Genomic DNA, 17340 nt, shown 5'->3' with positions numbered 1-17340 from the left:
GGACTGCGCGGCGTGTTTTGCATAGGGACGCGACAATTCTCTTCTTTGCGTGCTCAGATGTATAGTTATATATAGTTTCAGTTGAGTGCCATATTTTGTGAGTAAATCACTGTTAACGCTTCGGTATGGTTAATGAAAGCTTTGTTGCCATTAAGCAACATCCAAATTCCGTCACCTGTGCGCCACAAAGAATTCATATTTCGGCTCTTTCAAATCCTCAATTGACGCCCATCTTCAGTTTGGAACGGGCAGGGATTTACATCTATCGTTCAAGTCGGCCCTCATTTTCATTGGGCACGGCTCGGAACTGAAAGGAGACAAAGTATGCGTACCCTCACTATGATTTTCTGGCTTCCGCCACGAGTCTGACGGCTTTTCAGGCAGCCAGGGCTGCTGACGCCATCGACCAGATTCCGCAGGCTCCGGCTGTGACTGAAAGCTATGTCGCTCCGGTGGGTGGCTGGACTGGCGCCTATGTCGGTGGCGCGGTTACCTATGACTGGGGCCGTTTCGACGGTAGCGACGACCGCGACGCCGACGGCGTTGGCGGTGCGCTCTATGGTGGTTACAACATGCAGAGTGGTCAGATCGTCTACGGTGCTGAAGCCGACATCGGCTACAATGGCGAAGAAGGTTCGGCCGGTACTTCGGTCGGCGGTGCGCTCACCGGCAAGCAGGGCGTCAACGGATCGCTGCGTGCCCGCGTCGGTTACGACATGAACCCGTTCCTGATCTATGGTACCGGTGGTATTGCCGCCGCCAACCACAAGATCGAGAGCGCGACGGACGAAGACGATAAGTACGCCGTCGGCTACACCGTCGGTGCGGGCGTCGAAGCCCTTGTCACGGACAACATCATCGCTCGCGTCGAATACCGCTACACGGACTACGCTTCGCGTGACTTCAACATCGACGGCGCAAACGTATCGCGCGGTTTCGACGACCACTCGGTCAAGGTTGGTATCGGCGTGAAGTTCTGATCCGAACGCGTTGTAGACAAAAAGAAGCCGGGCTCGCGCCCGGCTTTTTTGTGGCTTGGATGAACGCCGGGTTTACTCACGCTTGCGGCCGAAGCTCGGCATATCCCTTGAAGCGCTCGGAAAACGTGCCTGGCCAGGCCGCAAGCCGCGTGCGGCCGTTCTCCCATTCTCCGGGAAAGCGCAGCATCAGATAGCCGAGAACCGCGGCCAGTGCGAAGTGACCGCCATGCAGGGTCTTTCCGAGCTTCGGCATATGTCCGTCCAGGTAATCTAGACCTCGTTCGACCTTGGCCCATTGGCGATCGATCGCATCCTGGCTCTGGAGTTCCGGCGGCCGCAGCCGCTTTTCATAGACGATCGCTAGCAGGCAATCGCCAATACCGTCGCAGAGCGCCTCCAGCACTTCCGCCTCGGTGCGCTTGGCGTGCTTCTTCGGATAGAGCCGCTTCTTCGCTGTTCGATGCAAAAGCTGCATGATCGCCCGGCTGTCGAAGACGGCCTGACCGTCGTCGGTAATCAGGGTCGGGATCTTGCCGAGCGGATTGGCGCTGATCAGTTCGGGCGGGTTATCGGCGGTGTTGACGACGATTTCCTCAAGCTCGATGCCGAGATGGCAGGCTGCCATGCGAACTTTGGAGGTGTAGGGCGAGGGTGGCGAACAGAACAATTTCATCGGCTTGGTCCTCATGGGTCTTATGGAAAGTGCCTCGACCGCCCGTCTAATAGACGGGCGGAACGGTAATCAAAGCCTGCCTGCAACCGCTTCGGTCGACTTCGGGGCAGGTTCTAAAGCGAAGGTCCTTCGTCAGGCAGATCCGCACCTCGTCGAGTTTGCCCGCCTCGCATATCACGGCGATTGCTTGCGGTTCGAGGCTCGGGTTGGCTCGGATGATTTGCCGTTCCAGTTCGACGGGCGAGAGCCTTGTCTCCTGCGCTGCACCCTTCAGTACGAAGGGTATTCGTAGGCGTTGGAACGCGGCGCGCGTCGTGGAGAAATACTCCTGCTGACTGAGGCCGGAACAGGAGCCGTGCTTGCGCCATTGATGACCGATAAGGCCGATGGAAGGCATGATGTCGAAATAGCTGCGTGCGAGACCTGGCGGAACCCGTTGCGGCGGGCCGGTGCGGCAGAATGCGGGATAGCCGCGTTCGTGCTGTGGCCACAGGCCGTGCACGATCAGGCCGTGGCGGCGCGAGGTGGCGCACTGGTCGCGATTGCCCGCGCCCGCCTTCGATGCGCAAAACGTCGGGGACCAGGAGAGCGAAAGGACGTAGAAATCAAAATCTCGCCCCTTTGTCTGTGCATGGGCCTGCAGGGGTGCGAACCATGCCACAGCACTCAACAATAGTAGCAATGTCGCGCGAAGAGGTTGAAGCATTAACCCTTCGACTCCAAACTGGGGTCTTCGCCGGACAGATGGCAGCGTGTTCTGCTTCGAGGAGAGAAGATCGGCAAGACTGAATGACCCTGAAGAAATTTTTCTGGCCGGTGATCGGTGCCGCGACGATAGCGGTTTCCGGTTGGCTTCTCTACAAAGAACTGCGAGGATTGTCGCTCGACGATCTACACGACAGCCTCGTTCAGATACCCACGCATGGCTGGATCATGGCCGGCCTTTGCTCGCTCGTCGCTTACGCTGCGCTTGCAGGCTATGACCGCATCGCTTTGATGCATCTCGGCCGCAAGGTAAGCTGGCTGTTCATAACGGTCTGTTCCTTCACGGCCTATGCCCTCTCGCACAACGTCGGAGCCTCGGTCATTTCCGGTGGCATGGTGCGTTATCGCGCCTATTCGTCCAAGGGGCTGACCGCGCGCGAGATCGGCGGCCTGATTGCGCTCTGCTCGTTCACGTTTTTCCTCGGCACATTGCTTCTCGCCGGTCTCGTACTGGTTTGGGAGCCAGACATCACCGAACGCTTCGGCGACCTCTTGCCGATGGGCGCCTCGTCGGCGACCGGTTATCTCATTCTCACGCTGATCGGTTTCTATGCGCTCGCCAGCCTGCTGAGGCTCCGCCCCTTGCGCATCGGCTCGTTCCAGATGAGCTATCCGGCACCGCGTGTGGTGCTGTCCCAATTGATAATCGGTCCGATGGAACTGATCGGTGCCGCCGGCATCATCTATTTCGCCTTGCCGGAGGCCGGTAATCCCGGCTTTGTCGTCGTGCTGGGCATTTTTCTGGTGTCGTTCTCGGCTGCCCTGATCTCGCACGCCCCCGGCGGCCTCGGTGTGCTCGAGCTCGTCTTCGTCATGGGCCTGCCGGACTTGGCGCAGGCCGATGTGATCGCCGCGCTGCTTGTGTTCCGGCTATTCTATCTTCTGATCCCGCTGGCAATGGCGCTTCTGGTCATTCCGATCTTCGAACGCACGCAGTTTCGCGCCGGCGCGAAGCCCTAGGGGGTGGCGCGATCGTTCAGATCATCTCCGAACGCTTTGGTTTCTTGTTTTTCGCATGTCTTTGCCCCGAACGCGGTGCCTCTTCCGCGAGACATGCTTTAGCCGCTCGCCTGGAAACGCCTCAACGCAGCGATTTGCAGTGCGCGCCGTAGACGTGCCACGGGTCGAGGCCGCTGACACAGAACTCGACCGAGGAACCGACGCCGGCATAGCCCCAATTGCTTTCGATCAGATACCAGAGCTGGCGCCGCGCGCCGTCTGTGGTGATGACTTTCGCCCGGCAGTAGCGGCGTTCAACCCGATGCGTGGCGTCACGCGGCTCGAGCCTGCTTTGGTGGATCACGCCGAATTCGGCGATCGACAGGTCCAGATCGAGGAAGTTCCGCATGTTCTGGGCAAAACGGCCGGAAACGGTGCCCGCTACCTCCTCGCAGTACGGTGTGGCGGCGACAGCCTGGGTCGCGACAGTCAGCGGCAGGAAGGCGGCGAGCGAAAGCGCGGTACGGATCAGCAATCTGGCGGACATGGAAGCTCTCCCTTGTGCCGTCAGAATGTTGGCAAAGCAGGGCAAGGTCAAGGGAGGAGCGGGTGGGCTCGTGCGACGTCTCAGTCGTCCTGCCGCTCCGCGTCCGTCGTCTCGCCGCGCAGCCAGAAGCAGCGGTGCGAGGCGTAGCGATCCTGGGCCATCACGCGCTTCAGTTCGGGAAGGACCGCATGCAACTCGTCCTTCAGCGTGAAGGGCGGATTGACGATGATGAGGCCGGTGCCGGACAGCCCGGTCGTGTCGCGGTCGCTCTTCACCGAAAGCTCGGCGCACAGCATCTTGGGGATCTCCAGCGCCTTCAAGCCCTCGTGGAAGGCGGTAAGCGGCGCGCCCTTCTTGATCGGATACCAGAGGCAATAGACGCCGCCCGGGAAGCGGCGCCAGGCGCGCGAAAGCCCTTCGATCAGACGGTCATATTCGCCCTCCTCCTCGAAGGGCGGATCGACCAGCACGATGCCGCGCTTTTCCTTCGGCGGCAGATGGGCGCCGAGCGCCAGCCAGCCGTCGAGCTCGGTCACCCGCACCTGGTAGTCACCCTCGAACAGCCGGGCCAGCCGGCGGCTGTCGTCGGGATGAAGCTCCATCGCCGAAAGACGGTCCTGCGGCCGGAACAGCATGCGGGCAAGCTTCGGCGATCCGGGATAGAGCGCAATCTCGCCTTGGGGGTTGAGACTGCGGACCGCGTCGAGATAGGGCGCCAGGATCGTGGCGACCGGTTCTGGAAGCTCCGCCTCCATCAGCCGTCCGATGCCTTCGCGCCATTCGCCGGTCTTCTGCGCCTCCTCGGAGGAGAGGTCGTAAAGGCCGATGCCGGCATGGGTGTCGAGCAGGCGGAAGGCCTTGTCCTTCTGCTGCAGATAGACGATCAGCCGCGCCAACACCGCATGCTTCAGCACGTCAGCAAAATTACCCGCATGGTAGATGTGGCGATAGTTCATCTGTCGACCTGATGGGTTCCATGATTTCTTGGAATGGGGCTTTTGAGCCGTTCGGCCTTGCCATATACAAAGGTCATGAACATCGCGAGCCCTATCCGAACCACTGGTCATACGGTCTGTCCGCACGACTGTCCATCCGCCTGCGCGCTCAACGTCGATCTCGAGGCGGACGGCCGGATCGGCCGCGTCCGCGGCTCGCCCGACAATAGCTACACGGCCGGCGTCATCTGCGCCAAGGTCGCCCGCTATGCCGAGCGGCTGTATCATCCCGGCCGGCTGCTGACGCCGAAGCGCCGCAAAGGCGCAAAAGGCGAGGGCGCCTGGCAGGAAATCTCGTGGGACGAGGCGCTGGACGAGATCGCGGAGGCCTTCGTCAAGGCCGAAGCGGCACACGGTTCGGAGGCCGTCTGGCCTTACTTCTATGCCGGTACGATGGGCCAGGTGCAGCGCGATTCGATCGAGCGCCTTCGCCACGCCAAGCGTTATTCCGGCTTCTTCGGCTCGATCTGCACCAACATGGCCTGGACCGGCTATGTCATGGGCACCGGCGCGCTGCGCGGTCCCGATCCGCGCGAGATTGCCAAAGCCGATTGCGTCGTCATCTGGGGTACCAATGCGGTTGCGACCCAGGTCAACGTGATGACCCATGCGATGAAGGCCCGCAAGGAACGCGGCGCGAAGATCGTGGTGATCGACGTCTACGACAATGCGACGATGAAGCAGGCCGATCTCGGCCTGATCGTGCGGCCCGGCACCGATGCGGCGCTCGCCTGCGCCGCCATGCACATCGCGTTTCGCGACGGTTACGCCGACCGCGCCTACATGGCGCAATATGCCGACGACCCGGCCGGGCTTGAGGCCCATCTGAAATCGCGGACCCCGGAATGGGCTGCCGCGATCACCGGACTTTCGGTCGAGGAGATCGAGACCTTCGCCCGCCTGGTCGGCACGACGAAGAAGACCTTCTTCCGTCTCGGTTATGGCTTTGCCCGCCAGCGCAATGGGTCGGCCGGCATGCATGCCGCGCTGTCGGTGGCGACCGTGCTCGGCTCCTGGCAGTACGAAGGCGGCGGCGCCTTCCACAACAATGGCGATATCTTCCGGCTCAACAAGGCCGAACTCATGGGCACGAGCTATGTTGATGAAAACATCCGCATGCTCGACCAGTCGCAGATCGGCCGCGTGCTGACCGGCGACCCAGAGGCCCTTCGCCACCGCGGCCCGGTGACCGCCCTGCTGATCCAGAACACCAATCCGGTCAATGTCGCCCCCGAACAGCGGCTGGTGAAGAAGGGCTTCCTGCGCGACGACCTGTTCGTCGCCGTGCACGAGCATTTCATGACCGAGACGGCGGAAGTCGCCGATATCGTGTTGCCGGCCACCATGTTCGTCGAGCATGACGACGTCTATCGCGGCGGCGGCCACAGCCATATCCTGCTCGGCCCGAAGATCGTCGAGCCGCCGGAAACGGTGCGCACCAACCTCTTCGTCATCGAGGAACTGGCCAGGCGCCTCGGCGTTGCCGACCGGCCCGGTTTCGGTCTCTCGGAATATCAGCACATCGACCACATGCTGAAGGCGAGCGGCTGGCCAGGTTACGACACGCTGAAGGAAGAACGCTGGTTCGACTGCCAGCCGGAGTTCCGCAAGGCCCATTATCTCGATGGTTTCGGCCATGCCGACGGCCGGTTCCGCTTCCGCCCGGACTGGCAGAACGGCAAGTCGCCGAACAAGCCGCCGGCCAATCTCGGCAATCTCGGGCCCGTCGCCGCGCTGCCCGAGTTTCCCGACCAGGTCGACCTGATCGAGGTGGCCGATGCCGCGCATCCTTTCCGGCTGGCGACCTCGCCGGCCCGCAACTTCCTCAACTCGACCTTCTCCGAGACACCGACGTCGCGGGAGAAGGAAGGACGACCCGAGGTGATGGTCAATTCGGCCGATGCGGCGCGGCTGGCGATCGCAGACGGCGACGTCGTGCGCCTCGGCAACACGCGCGGGAGCCTGCGCATCCACGCCCGGGTGACCGATGCGGTCAAGCCCGGGGTTCTGGTGGCCGAGGGGCTGTGGCCGAACAAGGCGCATCTCGATGGCGAAGGCATCAACGTGCTGACCGGGGCCGACGCCGTCGCGCCGCATGGCGGGGCCGCCTTCCACGACAACAAGGTCTGGCTGGAAAAGGCCGCCGGATGAGCCGCTTCGATCAGATCCGCATCACCATCCTCAAGGACGAGACTCTGTGGAAGGGCTGGAGCCATGTCCGCCGCATCGTCTTCGACTACATCCGCCCGGACGACAGCAAGGTCGAACTGGAATGGGAGGTGTTCGACCGGGGCGAGGCCGTGGCGATCCTGCTCTACGACCCTCAGCGGCGCGCCGTCGTCATGGTCCGGCAGTTCCGTATTCCGGTCCACCTGATGGGCGACCATGCTTTTCTGCTGGAGGTGCCCGCCGGCTCGATGGAGCATGGAGAGGACCCGGCCGAAACCGTGTGTCGCGAGGCCATGGAGGAGACCGGCTATCAGATAGAGAAACCGCGCCACCTGTTCAGCGCCTATGCCTCGCCCGGGGCGGTGACGGAGAAGGTGCACTTCTTCTTCGCGCGTGTCCATGTCGACCACAAGATCGCTGAAGGCGGCGGGCTCGCGGAGGAACACGAGGACATAGAAATCACTGACGTGCCCCTTGAGGCTGCGTTACAGATGATCGAGGACGGTCGTATCATGGATGCCAAGACCATCATGCTGCTGCAATGGGCGGCACTCAACCCGGCCATTCTCTCAGGCTGAAATAGAAAGGGCCGCGGACGTGCAAAGGGGCGTCCGCGGCCGGACGGACAGCGTTGACCGCTGCCCGCGGGGGCTCGGTATTTCTAGAATTTGCCCTTGAGGCCGAATGAGATCGACATCGCCTGGTATGTCGCACCGGCTGCGTCTGACTGGCGGACGTCGGGGCTTGCGCCCGTGGTATCAACCATTTTCATGTCGCCTCGGGCATGGAAGACGCGCTCGAACGAACCGGTGACGAAGAGCGCCGCCATTTCGTTGAGCTGGTAATTTGCCGTGACATTGGCGCCGAGCATCGGGGCGACGTTCATGTTGTCGTAGAAGCGAAGGTCGCGCATCCAGTGATCATCAATGTCATCGATGCCGAAGCTCAAGCCGCCTTGCAGACCGCCGCTCAGCGTCAACGCGCCAATCGTGTGCGAGCCATTGACCGCCAGAAAACCGACCGGGATTTTCTGTTGATAGCTGATGCCGCGCTCGCCGTCGGGGAAATTGCCGATCGTGTCGCGGAATCCGCCGCCACTGTAGATGAAGGAGCCGCCATAGGCGGTCCACTTGACGTCGGTATAGCGGAAGCCTGCGCCGACGTCGAAGCTCGTCGTGTCGTTCTCGTACACTCCGCGGTCGATCTCGATCGAACCGCTGAAATAGTGGTCGAGCCGCGTGTCGGGATGGATGGAACGGTCCGTCCAGTCGGGATTGCTGTAGTCCATCCAGTCGTAGTCGACCATGTGGCCGTTACCGCCGGTACCCACGTTGAAGGCCGCGCGGACCTTCCAGTTCTTGTCGATTTGGGCATCGGCGCCGAGGGTGTAGAGCGTCATGCCCTTGCTTTCCCAGTTGAGCTGGCTGAGCTTGTGGGAACCGTCATAGACGAATTCGCCAGCCTTGACATTGGCAAGGCCGACGCTGCCGTAGAGCGAGAAGGCGCCATCGGGCGAGGTGAAGAGATCGTCCGCCGCGACAGCGAAGGTCGGGCAGAGCGCAATACCGGCAAAAAGAGCGGTCGTGGTCAGCAGTCTGTTCATGCGAGAGGTCCCCATGTGAAATGTCCAATGGCCGGCACCATATGGAAAAGGCAAACACTCTCAATGGCTTGGAGCGACCACATCTGGGCCTTGTAGCGGCCAAAAATGGGCCCATAAATCGCCGGTGCCCATGCCCCTTTCCGTCGGCTCGCAGAGCGCCTTGTTTCTGCGGCCATTCGAGCTTGCGAGCGGGTGCATTTTTCCCGATGATCCGCCGCAAGTGGGGAGATGCGAATGGCGGGCGATCGGAAATGGGCTTTGATCACCGGGGCGACCGGCGGGCTGGGGCGTGCCTTCGCGGTGGCGCTCGCCACGCGCGGCTACAATCTCGTGCTGACTGCCCGCAAGGCCGACGCTCTGGAGGAGATGGCGGCGGAACTATCGCTGGCTCATCCGATCGAGGTCGCCGTGGAAGCTGCGGATTTCGCGGACCCGAACGCCTGTTTGCGGCTCAAGGAGACAATCGGCGCCCGCGGAATCGCGATTGACACCCTTGTGATCAATGCGGGTTATGGTGTCCAGGGACGGTTTGCCGGCCGGCCACGCGATGAGGCCCTCGGCATGGTGGATGTCAACGTCCGGGCACTGACCGATCTTGCTCACGTCTTTGCCGGAGAGATGGCCGATCGCGGCGGCGGGCATATCCTTCTGGTCGCCAGTACGGCCGCCTTCCAGCCGATCCCGGGCTATGCAGTCTACGCGGCGTCCAAGGCCTATGTCCTGTCATTCGGCCATGCGCTGCACAGGGAATTGAGGCGGCGCGGGGTCGTGGTCACCGTCACCTGTCCCGGCCCGACCGAAACGCCGTTCTGGGACCGGGCAGGGCACCGGCTCAACCGGATGGCATCAGCAGTTCTGATGGCGCCCGAGGTTGTGGTCGAGGCCAGCCTTAAAGCCCTCTATGCCGGGCGGCCGAGCGTGGTGCCGGGCTTCGCCAACAAGCTGATCACCCTTTCGACGCGATTTCTACCCCGCAGCCTGCTGGCCTGGGGCGCGTCCTACTTCATGAGCAACGCGAAATAGTCTCTTAGACCGAAACCAGGGTCGCCGCCGCGTCTCCGGCATAGCCGGTACGCTCGACGCGGCCGTCGGCGCCCATGCGCAACGTGCCGTCGGCGAAAAGGCGCAACGCCCTCGCATAGCTGCGGTGCTCGATGGTCAGCACCCGGGCGGCGAGGCTATCCGATGTATCGCCCGGCAGAACCGGCACGACGGACTGGGCAACGATAGGCCCCTCGTCCATGGCTTCGGTGACGAAATGCACGGTGCAACCGGCCACCATCATCCCGGCGTCGATCGCGCGCTGATGGGTGTGCAGCCCAGGGAAGAGCGGCAGCAGGGAAGGGTGGATGTTGAGGATGCGCCCGGCGTAAGGACGGATGAAATCGGCGCTGAGCAGGCGCATGTAGCCGGCGAGGCAGATGATGTCGGGCGAAAGTGCGGCCAGCACATCAAGGATCGCCGCCTCGTGCTCGGCCTTGCTGGCATAGGCGCGCCGCTCGAACACGTAGGTGGCGATGCCGCGCGCGGCGGCCTTGGCAAGTCCACCCGCCGTTGGCTTGTCGGAGATGACCGCGACGATCTCTGCCGGGAAGTCCGGTGCGGCGCAGGCATCCGCCAGCGCCACCATGTTCGAACCGCCGCCGGAGATGAAGACGACGACGCGTTTCCGGGCCGTCGTCATAGAGCGAGCTTGCCTTCGTAGCGGGTGCCGGCCTCACCCTCGGCGCGGGCGATCATGCGGCCGAGCGTCACGACCTTTTCACCTTCGGCCGAAAGCACTTCGGTAACGCGCGCGGCATCCTTCTCGGCCACGACGATGATCATGCCCACACCGCAGTTGAAGGTCCGCAGCATCTCGTTCTGGGCAACGCCGCCGGTGCGCGCGAGCCAGGAGAAGACCGGCGGAACGGTGATGGCGTCGAGGTCGATCGAGGCGGCAAGGTGTTTCGGCAGCACGCGCGGAATGTTCTCCGGGAAGCCGCCGCCGGTGATGTGGGCGAGCGCCTTCAGGGCCCCGGTCTCGCGGATCGCCTTCAGCAACGGCTTGACGTAGATTCGGGTCGGTTCGAGCAGGGCGGCACCCAGCGACTTACCGTTGTCGAAGGGCGCAGCCGCGTTCCAGTCGAGGCCGGAAAGACCGACGATCTTGCGCACCAGCGAAAAGCCGTTGGAGTGCACGCCCGAGGAGGCGAGCCCGAGGATAACGTCGCCTTCGGTAATGTCTCCAGCGGGCAACAGCTTGCCGCGTTCGACTGCGCCGACGGCAAAGCCGGCAAGGTCATAGTCGCCGCCCGAGTACATGCCCGGCATTTCGGCCGTCTCGCCGCCGATCAGCGCGCAGCCCGCCTCGCGGCAGCCGGCCGCAATGCCGCCGACGATGGCAGCCCCCTGGTCCGGGTCGAGCTTGCCGGTGGCGAAATAGTCGAGGAAGAACAGGGGTTCGGCGCCCTGGACGACGAGGTCGTTGACGCACATTGCGACGAGGTCGATGCCGACCGTGTCGTGGATGCCGGCGTCGATGGCGATCTTCAGCTTGGTGCCGACGCCATCATTGGCGGCAACAAGAACCGGATCGGTGAAGCCGGCAGCCTTGAGGTCGAACAGGCCGCCGAAGCCGCCGATCTCGCCGTCGGCGCCGGGACGGCGTGTCGAGCGCACGGCTGGCTTGATCTTCTCGACCAGCAAGTTGCCGGCATCGATGTCGACGCCCGCGTCGCTATAGGTCAAACCGTTGCGTTCAGACTGGCTCATCTCGTGCCTCCGATGGGTGTCGATATTGCCGGTGGCCATTGCATGAAGAGCCCGGATATGCAAGTCGCGCGGCGGCGAAAGCGCGGTTTTCCGGCGTTTTCGCCACCGGCGTGATGTTGCCGCGTTGCACGAGCTTGACCTTCCGTTTCGGCCTGACCTATCTGGCGTTTCCTGCTAGAAGAGCCGGCAAGATATGCGGCTGCGGCGAGAAAGAGGAAGACGGACAATGGTTCAGCACATCAGTGGGAGCGGGCTCAGGCGGCAGTTGCTGTTCTGGCTGGCCGCGCTCGTGGTCTTCATAGTCTTCCTAATGATGTTCCGAACCATCCTTCTGCCGTTCATCGCCGGCATGGCGCTGGCCTATTTTCTCGATCCGGTCGCCGACCGGCTGGAACGGCTCGGCCTGTCGCGCATGTGGGCGACCGTGGTCATCCTGGCGACCTTCATCGTCGTTTTCGTCCTGTCGCTGATGATCATCATCCCGATTCTGGCAAGCCAGCTCAACGAGTTCATCCAGCGTATACCGGGCTACATCACGCAACTGCAGACCTATATCACCACCTCCAACGCCGCATGGCTGCCGAATTGGCTCAGCACCCAATCGGAAGGCATCAAGGAAAACTTTTCCAAATATCTCTCCGAAGGCGTCGGCTTCCTAGGTACGCTGCTCGCGCAGATCTGGAATTCGGGCAAGGCGCTGGTCGATATCGCCTCGTTGCTGATCGTCACCCCGGTCGTCGCCTTCTACCTGCTGCTCGACTGGGACCGGATGATCGCCAAGGTCGATGGCTGGATCCCGCGCAACCACGTCGCCGTCGTGCGCCAGATCGCCACCGAACTCGACAGCACCATCGCCGGCTTCGTCCGTGGGCAGGGTTCTCTTTGCCTGTTCCTCGGGATTTATTACGCGGTTGGCCTTTCGCTGATCGGCCTGAACTTCGGCCTGTTGATCGGCTTTCTTACGGGCCTGTTGAGTTTCATTCCCTATGTCGGCTCGACGGTCGGCCTGGTGCTCGCCGCGGGCGTGGCGGTGGTGCAGTTCTGGCCGGACTATGTTCACTTGATCATTGTCGTCCTGTTCTTCTTTTCCGGCCAGTTCATCGAGGGCAACATCCTGCAGCCGAAGTGGGTGGGCAAAAGCGTCGGGCTTCACCCGGTCTGGCTGATGTTCGCACTCTTCGCCTTCGGCGTATTGTTCGGCTTTGTTGGCGTGCTGGTGGCTGTGCCGGCAGCGGCGTCCATCGGCGTGCTTGTCCGTTTTGCCCTGACGCGGTATCTTCAAAGCGACCTATATTACGGGCAGACGTCTATCGCAGATGGCGAGACGAACCCTGGCGTTGCAGAGAAGTGAATGCGTGACATCAGCAAGGCCGCGACGCGTCGAGGGACAGCCGAACAGCTGCCGCTCGTTTTCGATCACGGCACGGCGACCGGACGTGACGACCTCCTGGTTTCGGATCGGTTGGCGACCGCTGTCGCATTGATAGACAGCTGGCCACACTGGCCCTCTCCGATCGTTATCCTGTCGGGACCGGCCGGTTCGGGCAAGTCCCATCTCGCCGAGATCTGGCGCGAACAGGCAGGCGCAACAGCGATCAACCCGGTGACCGGCGGCGAGGCCTCGCGGCTGGCGTCCGCAGGGCCCGTGCTTCTTGAAGACGCCGATCGCGTCGGCTTCGACGAAGTCGAGCTTTTCCATGTGATCAACAGCGTGCGCGAGCATGGCAGCAGCATGCTCATGACCTCGCGCAGTTGGCCGCTTTCATGGCCGGTGACGCTTCCTGACCTGCGCTCGCGTCTGAGGGCTGCGACCATGGTCGAGATCGGCAGCCCGGACGAGGCGCTGTTGTCCCAGGTCATTGTCAAACTGTTCGCCGACCGCCAGCTTAATATTGACGACAAGATCGTCGCCTATATCGTGAAGCGCATGGAACGGTCTTGCGCGGCGGCACAGGAGGTCGTCGAGCGGCTCGACCGGCTCGCGTTGTCCCGACGGACGAAAATTACGCGAGCGCTCGCGGCGGAGGTCTTGGGTGAACTCTACGAGCCGGAAGGCTTTAAGTGAGCGTCACAGGATTGTCGTTAAACTGTTATAATTGCGGGCACTCCGGCAATTGAGGGATGGGCAATGGATTCTGTGGCGACTGAGACGAACACCCCCGATGCAATCGTTGGGGAGGCACCGGAGGATCTGTCCAACAGCCCCTTGCGCTTCATCAATCGTGAGTTTTCCTGGCTGCAATTCAATCGCCGCGTGCTCGAGGAAACGCTGAACACGGCGCATCCCTTGCTGGAGCGGATCCGATTCCTGTCGATTTCCGCCGCCAATCTCGACGAATTCTTCATGGTGCGCGTCGCCGGCCTCGAAGGGCAGGTGCGCGAGGGCATCACCATCAAGAGCCCTGATGGCAAGACGCCAGCCGAACAGCTTGATGACATCCTCAAGGAAATCGACAATTTGCAGATGGAGCAGCAGGCTTCGCTGGCCGTCCTGCAGCAATATCTCGCCAAGGAAGACATCCTCATCGTCCGGCCGGCGGCGCTTTCGGCCGAGGATCGCACTTGGCTGGCGACCGAATTCGAGGAATCGATCTTCCCGGTGCTGACGCCGCTGTCCATCGATCCCGCCCATCCTTTCCCGTTCATCCCGAACCTGGGATTCTCGATGGGGCTGCAGCTTGGGAGCCGGCGCGGCGGCGAGCCGATGACCGCCCTGTTGCGCCTGCCGCCGACGCTGGATCGATTCGTCCGCCTGCCGGACGACAAGACGACGATCCGCTACATCACGCTGGAAGACGTTGTCGGCCTGTTCATCGACAAGCTGTATCCAGGTTACGAGGTCAAGGGGTTCGGGACTTTCCGCATCATTCGCGACAGCGACATCGAAGTCGAGGAAGAGGCCGAAGACCTGGTGCGCTACTTCGAGAGGGCGCTCAAGCGCCGCCGTCGCGGATCGGTGATCCGTATCGAGGTCGATTCCGAAATGCCGATCGGCCTGCGCCAGTTTGTCGTGCAAGAACTGGCGGTTCCGGACAATCGCGTCGCCGTCCTGCCTGGTCTGCTGGCCCTCAACACCATCTCGGAAATTGCCAAGGCGCCGCGCGACGACCTGCGTTTCGAGCCCTACAACGCCCGCTTCCCCGAGCGCGTGCGCGAACATGCCGGCGACTGCCTGGCGGCAATCCGCGAAAAGGATATGGTGGTCCATCATCCTTACGAGAGCTTCGACGTCGTCGTGCAGTTTCTGCTCCAGGCGGCGCGCGATCCGGACGTTTTGGCGATCAAGCAGACGCTGTACCGCACCTCGAACGACAGCCCGATCGTGCGGGCCCTGATCGACGCAGCCGATGCCGGAAAGTCGGTTACGGCTTTGGTCGAGCTGAAGGCCCGCTTCGATGAGGAGGCCAATATCCGCTGGGCACGCGACCTGGAGCGCGCCGGCGTGCAGGTCGTGTTCGGCTTCATCGAACTGAAGACCCACGCCAAGATGTCGATGGTCGTGCGGCGCGAGGACGGCAAGCTTAGGACCTATTGCCATCTGGGCACCGGCAACTACCATCCCGTCACGGCGAAGATTTACACCGACCTGTCCTTCTTCACCTGCAATCCGAAGATCGCCCATGACATGGCGAATGTGTTTAATTTCATCACCGGCTATGGCGAGCCGGAAGAGGGAATGAAGCTCGCGGTTTCGCCCTATACGCTGCGGCCGCGCATCCTGCGTCACATCGAGGAGGAAACCGTCAACGCGCGCAACGACAAGCCAGCGGCGATCTGGATGAAAATGAACTCGCTGGTCGATCCCGAAATCATCGACGCGCTTTATCGTGCCAGCCAGGCCGGCGTCGAGATCGATCTGGTCATCCGGGGGATTTGCTGCCTGCGCCCGCGCGTGCCCGGTCTGTCCGACAACATCCGCGTCAAGTCGATCGTCGGCCGTTTCCTGGAACACAGCCGCATTTTCTGCTTCGGCAATGGTCATGGCCTGCCGTCAGAAAACGCGCTGGTCTACATTGGCTCGGCCGACATGATGCCGCGCAATCTCGACCGTCGCGTCGAGACGCTGGTGCCGCTCGTCAATCCGACCGTGCATGAGCAGGTTCTTTCACAGATCATGCTGGGCAACTTGATTGACAACCAGCAGAGCTACGAGATATTGCCCGACGGGACGTCGCGGCGCATGGAAGTGCGGCCCGGCGAGGAACCATTTAACGCGCAGCACTATTTTATGACCAATCCGAGCCTTTCAGGTCGGGGAGAATCACTGAAAGAGAGTGCGCCGAAACTGATTGCCGGCATCATTTCCGGCAGGAAACAATAACTGGTACTTCATGACAAGATCAGAAGCACAGGGGCGATTGCCTGGCATAGCCCCTGTCTCCGTCGTCGACATCGGTTCGAACTCGATCCGACTGGTCATTTATGAAGGCCTGTCGCGGGCACCGACGGTGCTGTTCAACGAGAAGGTCCTCTGCGGTCTCGGCAAGGGCCTTGCGACCACCGGACGAATGGACGACGAAGGCGTGTCACGCGCCCTTGCTTCGCTTAAGCGCTTTGGTGCGCTGTCGCGGCAGGCGAAGGCCACCGAGATGTATGTCCTGGCCACGGCCGCCGCCCGAGAGGCCGCAAACGGCCCCGACTTCATCCGCCGCGCCGAGGAAATCCTCGGTCACCGCATCGAGGTTCTGACCGGTGAGCAGGAAGCGATCTACTCCGCCCTCGGCATCGTGAGTGGTTTTCACCATCCAGACGGCATTGCCGGCGACCTCGGCGGCGGCTCGCTCGAACTGATCGACATCAAGGGCCGCGAGCTCGGCACCGGCATCACCCTGCCACTCGGTGGTCTGAGGTTGTCGGAGACGGCCGGCGGCTCGATAGCCAAAGCCCGGGCACATGCCCGCAGAATGATCAAATCGGCTGAATTGCTGGAACGGGGCAGGGGCCGCACCTTCTACGCGGTGGGCGGCACGTGGCGAAATATCGCCAAGCTGCACATGGAGATGGGCAAATATCCCTTGCACATGATGCAGGGATACGAATTGCCTTTCGAGGAAATCACCCGTTTTCTCGACGACATCATATCCGGTGCCAACGCCCGTGACCAGGCTTGGGGATCGATCTCCAAGAACCGCCGGGCGCTGCTGCCGTTCGGTGCGGTCGCCATGCGCGAGGTTCTGGAGGCCATGCGGCCTGCCCGGGTTTCGTTCTCGGCGCAGGGGGTGCGCGAGGGCTACCTCTACTCGTTGCTGACCAGGGAGGATCGCGCGCTCGACCCGCTGCTGGCGGCGGCCGACGAACTTGCGATTCTCAGGGCCCGTTCGCCGGAGCATGCCCGGGAACTCGCCGACTGGACCGGCCGGATGATGCCCTGTTTCGGCGCGATCGAAACGGAAGAGGAGAGCCGCTACCGGCAGGCCGCCTGCCTGCTTGCAGACATCAGCTGGCGCGCCCATCCCGACTATCGCGGCCTGCAGGCCTTGAACATTATCGCCCACTCCTCTTTCGTCGGCATCACCCATCCTGGCCGCGCCTTCATCGCACTTGCCAACTACTATCGTTTCGAAGGCCTAAACGACGATGGTCAGACGGGACCGCTCGCGACCATTGCCACCGAACGGTTGCTGGAGCGCGCCAAGCTGCTCGGCGGTCTTCTCCGTGTCGTCTATCTCTTCTCCGCCTCGATGCCGGGTATCGTGCACGAGCTGGCGTTCCGAAAGTCCACTCGGCCGGATCTCGATCTCGAATTCGTCGTTCCGCACGCCTATCGTGACTTCGCTGGTGAACGTCTGGACGGTCGTCTGCAACAGCTCGCACGCCTGACCGGCAAGCGGTTGGCCTTCCGGTTCGAATAGCAACGACCTGTGGTCGCCGGGCTTCTGTGGGTATGGGAAGGCCGGCCTGCTTTCAATGAAATC

The 17340-nt window shown here is 62.2% G+C and carries 16 protein-coding genes; 9 read left to right on the top strand and 7 right to left on the bottom strand.

Translation table 11 applies throughout. The features are described from left to right. Nucleotides 1–347: 347 nt before the first annotated feature. Nucleotides 348–980 carry an outer membrane protein gene (locus ACWPVA_RS09810; RefSeq protein ID WP_454289563.1) on the top strand — a complete coding sequence of 211 codons (633 nt, stop codon included), beginning with the start codon at nucleotides 348–350 and terminating at the stop codon, nucleotides 978–980. Nucleotides 981–1056: 76 nt separating this feature from the next. On the opposite strand, the gene ACWPVA_RS09805 is transcribed toward ACWPVA_RS09810, so the two are convergent. Further along, nucleotides 1057–1653 (bottom strand): glutathione S-transferase, encoded by a 597-nt coding sequence (locus tag ACWPVA_RS09805; RefSeq protein WP_454287502.1) that lies wholly within the window; start codon nucleotides 1651–1653, stop codon nucleotides 1057–1059. Nucleotides 1654–1699: 46 nt separating this feature from the next. Further along, nucleotides 1700–2359: a ribonuclease T2 family protein gene (locus ACWPVA_RS09800; protein WP_454287501.1), complete on the bottom strand. Its 660-nt coding sequence runs from the start codon at nucleotides 2357–2359 to the stop codon at nucleotides 1700–1702. Nucleotides 2360–2442: 83 nt separating this feature from the next. On the opposite strand from ACWPVA_RS09800, the gene ACWPVA_RS09795 reads away from it, so the two are divergent. Continuing rightward, nucleotides 2443–3378, top strand: coding sequence for a lysylphosphatidylglycerol synthase domain-containing protein (locus ACWPVA_RS09795; protein ID WP_454287500.1), 936 nt, complete (start codon nucleotides 2443–2445; stop codon nucleotides 3376–3378). Nucleotides 3379–3499: 121 nt separating this feature from the next. On the opposite strand, the gene ACWPVA_RS09790 is transcribed toward ACWPVA_RS09795, so the two are convergent. Together ACWPVA_RS09790 and ACWPVA_RS09785 are read right to left on the bottom strand one after the other, a co-directional pair. Next, entirely contained in the window at nucleotides 3500–3904 is a 405-nt protein-coding gene (locus tag ACWPVA_RS09790) for a hypothetical protein (protein ID WP_454287499.1), read from the bottom strand. A gap of 80 nt (nucleotides 3905–3984) precedes the next feature. Further along, nucleotides 3985–4860: a 23S rRNA (adenine(2030)-N(6))-methyltransferase RlmJ gene (locus ACWPVA_RS09785; protein WP_454287498.1), complete on the bottom strand. Its 876-nt coding sequence runs from the start codon at nucleotides 4858–4860 to the stop codon at nucleotides 3985–3987. A gap of 75 nt (nucleotides 4861–4935) precedes the next feature. On the opposite strand from ACWPVA_RS09785, the gene ACWPVA_RS09780 reads away from it, so the two are divergent. Both ACWPVA_RS09780 and ACWPVA_RS09775 read left to right on the top strand, forming a co-directional pair. Beyond that, nucleotides 4936–7050 (top strand): molybdopterin-containing oxidoreductase family protein, encoded by a 2115-nt coding sequence (locus tag ACWPVA_RS09780; RefSeq protein WP_454287497.1) that lies wholly within the window; start codon nucleotides 4936–4938, stop codon nucleotides 7048–7050. Next, nucleotides 7047–7646 (top strand): NUDIX domain-containing protein, encoded by a 600-nt coding sequence (locus ACWPVA_RS09775; RefSeq protein ID WP_454287496.1) that lies wholly within the window; start codon nucleotides 7047–7049, stop codon nucleotides 7644–7646. Before ACWPVA_RS09780 ends, ACWPVA_RS09775 begins: the two co-directional genes overlap by 4 nt. Nucleotides 7647–7729: 83 nt before the next feature. Here ACWPVA_RS09775 and ACWPVA_RS09770 read toward each other — a convergent pair whose 3' ends face one another. After that, nucleotides 7730–8671: an omptin family outer membrane protease gene (locus tag ACWPVA_RS09770; RefSeq protein WP_454287495.1), complete on the bottom strand. Its 942-nt coding sequence runs from the start codon at nucleotides 8669–8671 to the stop codon at nucleotides 7730–7732. Between the two features lie 234 nt (nucleotides 8672–8905). On the opposite strand from ACWPVA_RS09770, the gene ACWPVA_RS09765 reads away from it, so the two are divergent. Then, a complete protein-coding gene (locus tag ACWPVA_RS09765) occupies nucleotides 8906–9694 on the top strand; it encodes an SDR family NAD(P)-dependent oxidoreductase (RefSeq protein WP_454287494.1) in 789 nt (262 codons plus the stop codon). A 4-nt stretch (nucleotides 9695–9698) separates the two neighbouring features. Here ACWPVA_RS09765 and purN read toward each other — a convergent pair whose 3' ends face one another. Both purN and purM read right to left on the bottom strand, forming a co-directional pair. After that, the gene (purN, locus tag ACWPVA_RS09760; protein WP_454287493.1) at nucleotides 9699–10355 is read right to left on the bottom strand and encodes a phosphoribosylglycinamide formyltransferase; all 657 of its coding nucleotides are present in this window, start codon (nucleotides 10353–10355) and stop codon (nucleotides 9699–9701) included. Then, a complete protein-coding gene (gene purM, locus ACWPVA_RS09755; RefSeq protein WP_454287492.1) occupies nucleotides 10352–11425 on the bottom strand; it encodes a phosphoribosylformylglycinamidine cyclo-ligase in 1074 nt (357 codons plus the stop codon). The genes purN and purM overlap by 4 nt, the downstream gene beginning before the upstream one ends. A gap of 226 nt (nucleotides 11426–11651) precedes the next feature. On the opposite strand from purM, the gene ACWPVA_RS09750 reads away from it, so the two are divergent. From ACWPVA_RS09750 to ppx, 4 genes are all read left to right on the top strand, one after another. Next, a complete protein-coding gene (locus tag ACWPVA_RS09750) occupies nucleotides 11652–12776 on the top strand; it encodes an AI-2E family transporter (protein WP_454287491.1) in 1125 nt (374 codons plus the stop codon). Next, the gene (gene hdaA, locus ACWPVA_RS09745) at nucleotides 12777–13490 is read left to right on the top strand and encodes a DnaA regulatory inactivator HdaA (protein WP_454287490.1); all 714 of its coding nucleotides are present in this window, start codon (nucleotides 12777–12779) and stop codon (nucleotides 13488–13490) included. 63 nt (nucleotides 13491–13553) lie between these two features. Further along, nucleotides 13554–15746: an RNA degradosome polyphosphate kinase gene (locus ACWPVA_RS09740; RefSeq protein WP_454287489.1), complete on the top strand. Its 2193-nt coding sequence runs from the start codon at nucleotides 13554–13556 to the stop codon at nucleotides 15744–15746. A 10-nt stretch (nucleotides 15747–15756) separates the two neighbouring features. Beyond that, nucleotides 15757–17277 (top strand): exopolyphosphatase, encoded by a 1521-nt coding sequence (gene ppx / locus ACWPVA_RS09735; RefSeq protein WP_454287488.1) that lies wholly within the window; start codon nucleotides 15757–15759, stop codon nucleotides 17275–17277. The last annotated feature ends 63 nt before the right edge of the window (nucleotides 17278–17340 follow it).

The organism is Rhizobium arsenicireducens (genome assembly GCF_964021225.1).
Note: the sequence above shows the minus strand (reverse complement) of the source record. Positions and strands in the feature narration are given on the sequence as shown.

Bases quoted from the DNA above. Each gene is read 5' to 3' on its own strand.
- ACWPVA_RS09805 (WP_454287502.1), bottom strand. From the start codon at position 1,653: ATGAAATTGTTCTGTTCGCCACCCTCGCCCTACACCTCCAAAGTTCGC.
- ACWPVA_RS09800 (WP_454287501.1), bottom strand. From the start codon at position 2,359: ATGCTTCAACCTCTTCGCGCGACATTGCTACTATTGTTGAGTGCTGTG.
- ACWPVA_RS09795 (WP_454287500.1), top strand. From the start codon at position 2,443: ATGACCCTGAAGAAATTTTTCTGGCCGGTGATCGGTGCCGCGACGATA.
- ACWPVA_RS09790 (WP_454287499.1), bottom strand. From the start codon at position 3,904: ATGTCCGCCAGATTGCTGATCCGTACCGCGCTTTCGCTCGCCGCCTTC.
- ACWPVA_RS09785 (WP_454287498.1), bottom strand. From the start codon at position 4,860: ATGAACTATCGCCACATCTACCATGCGGGTAATTTTGCTGACGTGCTG.
- ACWPVA_RS09780 (WP_454287497.1), top strand. From the start codon at position 4,936: ATGAACATCGCGAGCCCTATCCGAACCACTGGTCATACGGTCTGTCCG.
- ACWPVA_RS09775 (WP_454287496.1), top strand. From the start codon at position 7,047: ATGAGCCGCTTCGATCAGATCCGCATCACCATCCTCAAGGACGAGACT.
- ACWPVA_RS09770 (WP_454287495.1), bottom strand. From the start codon at position 8,671: ATGAACAGACTGCTGACCACGACCGCTCTTTTTGCCGGTATTGCGCTC.
- ACWPVA_RS09765 (WP_454287494.1), top strand. From the start codon at position 8,906: ATGGCGGGCGATCGGAAATGGGCTTTGATCACCGGGGCGACCGGCGGG.
- purN (WP_454287493.1), bottom strand. From the start codon at position 10,355: ATGACGACGGCCCGGAAACGCGTCGTCGTCTTCATCTCCGGCGGCGGT.
- purM (WP_454287492.1), bottom strand. From the start codon at position 11,425: ATGAGCCAGTCTGAACGCAACGGTTTGACCTATAGCGACGCGGGCGTC.
- ACWPVA_RS09750 (WP_454287491.1), top strand. From the start codon at position 11,652: ATGGTTCAGCACATCAGTGGGAGCGGGCTCAGGCGGCAGTTGCTGTTC.
- hdaA (WP_454287490.1), top strand. From the start codon at position 12,777: ATGCGTGACATCAGCAAGGCCGCGACGCGTCGAGGGACAGCCGAACAG.
- ACWPVA_RS09740 (WP_454287489.1), top strand. From the start codon at position 13,554: ATGGATTCTGTGGCGACTGAGACGAACACCCCCGATGCAATCGTTGGG.
- ppx (WP_454287488.1), top strand. From the start codon at position 15,757: ATGACAAGATCAGAAGCACAGGGGCGATTGCCTGGCATAGCCCCTGTC.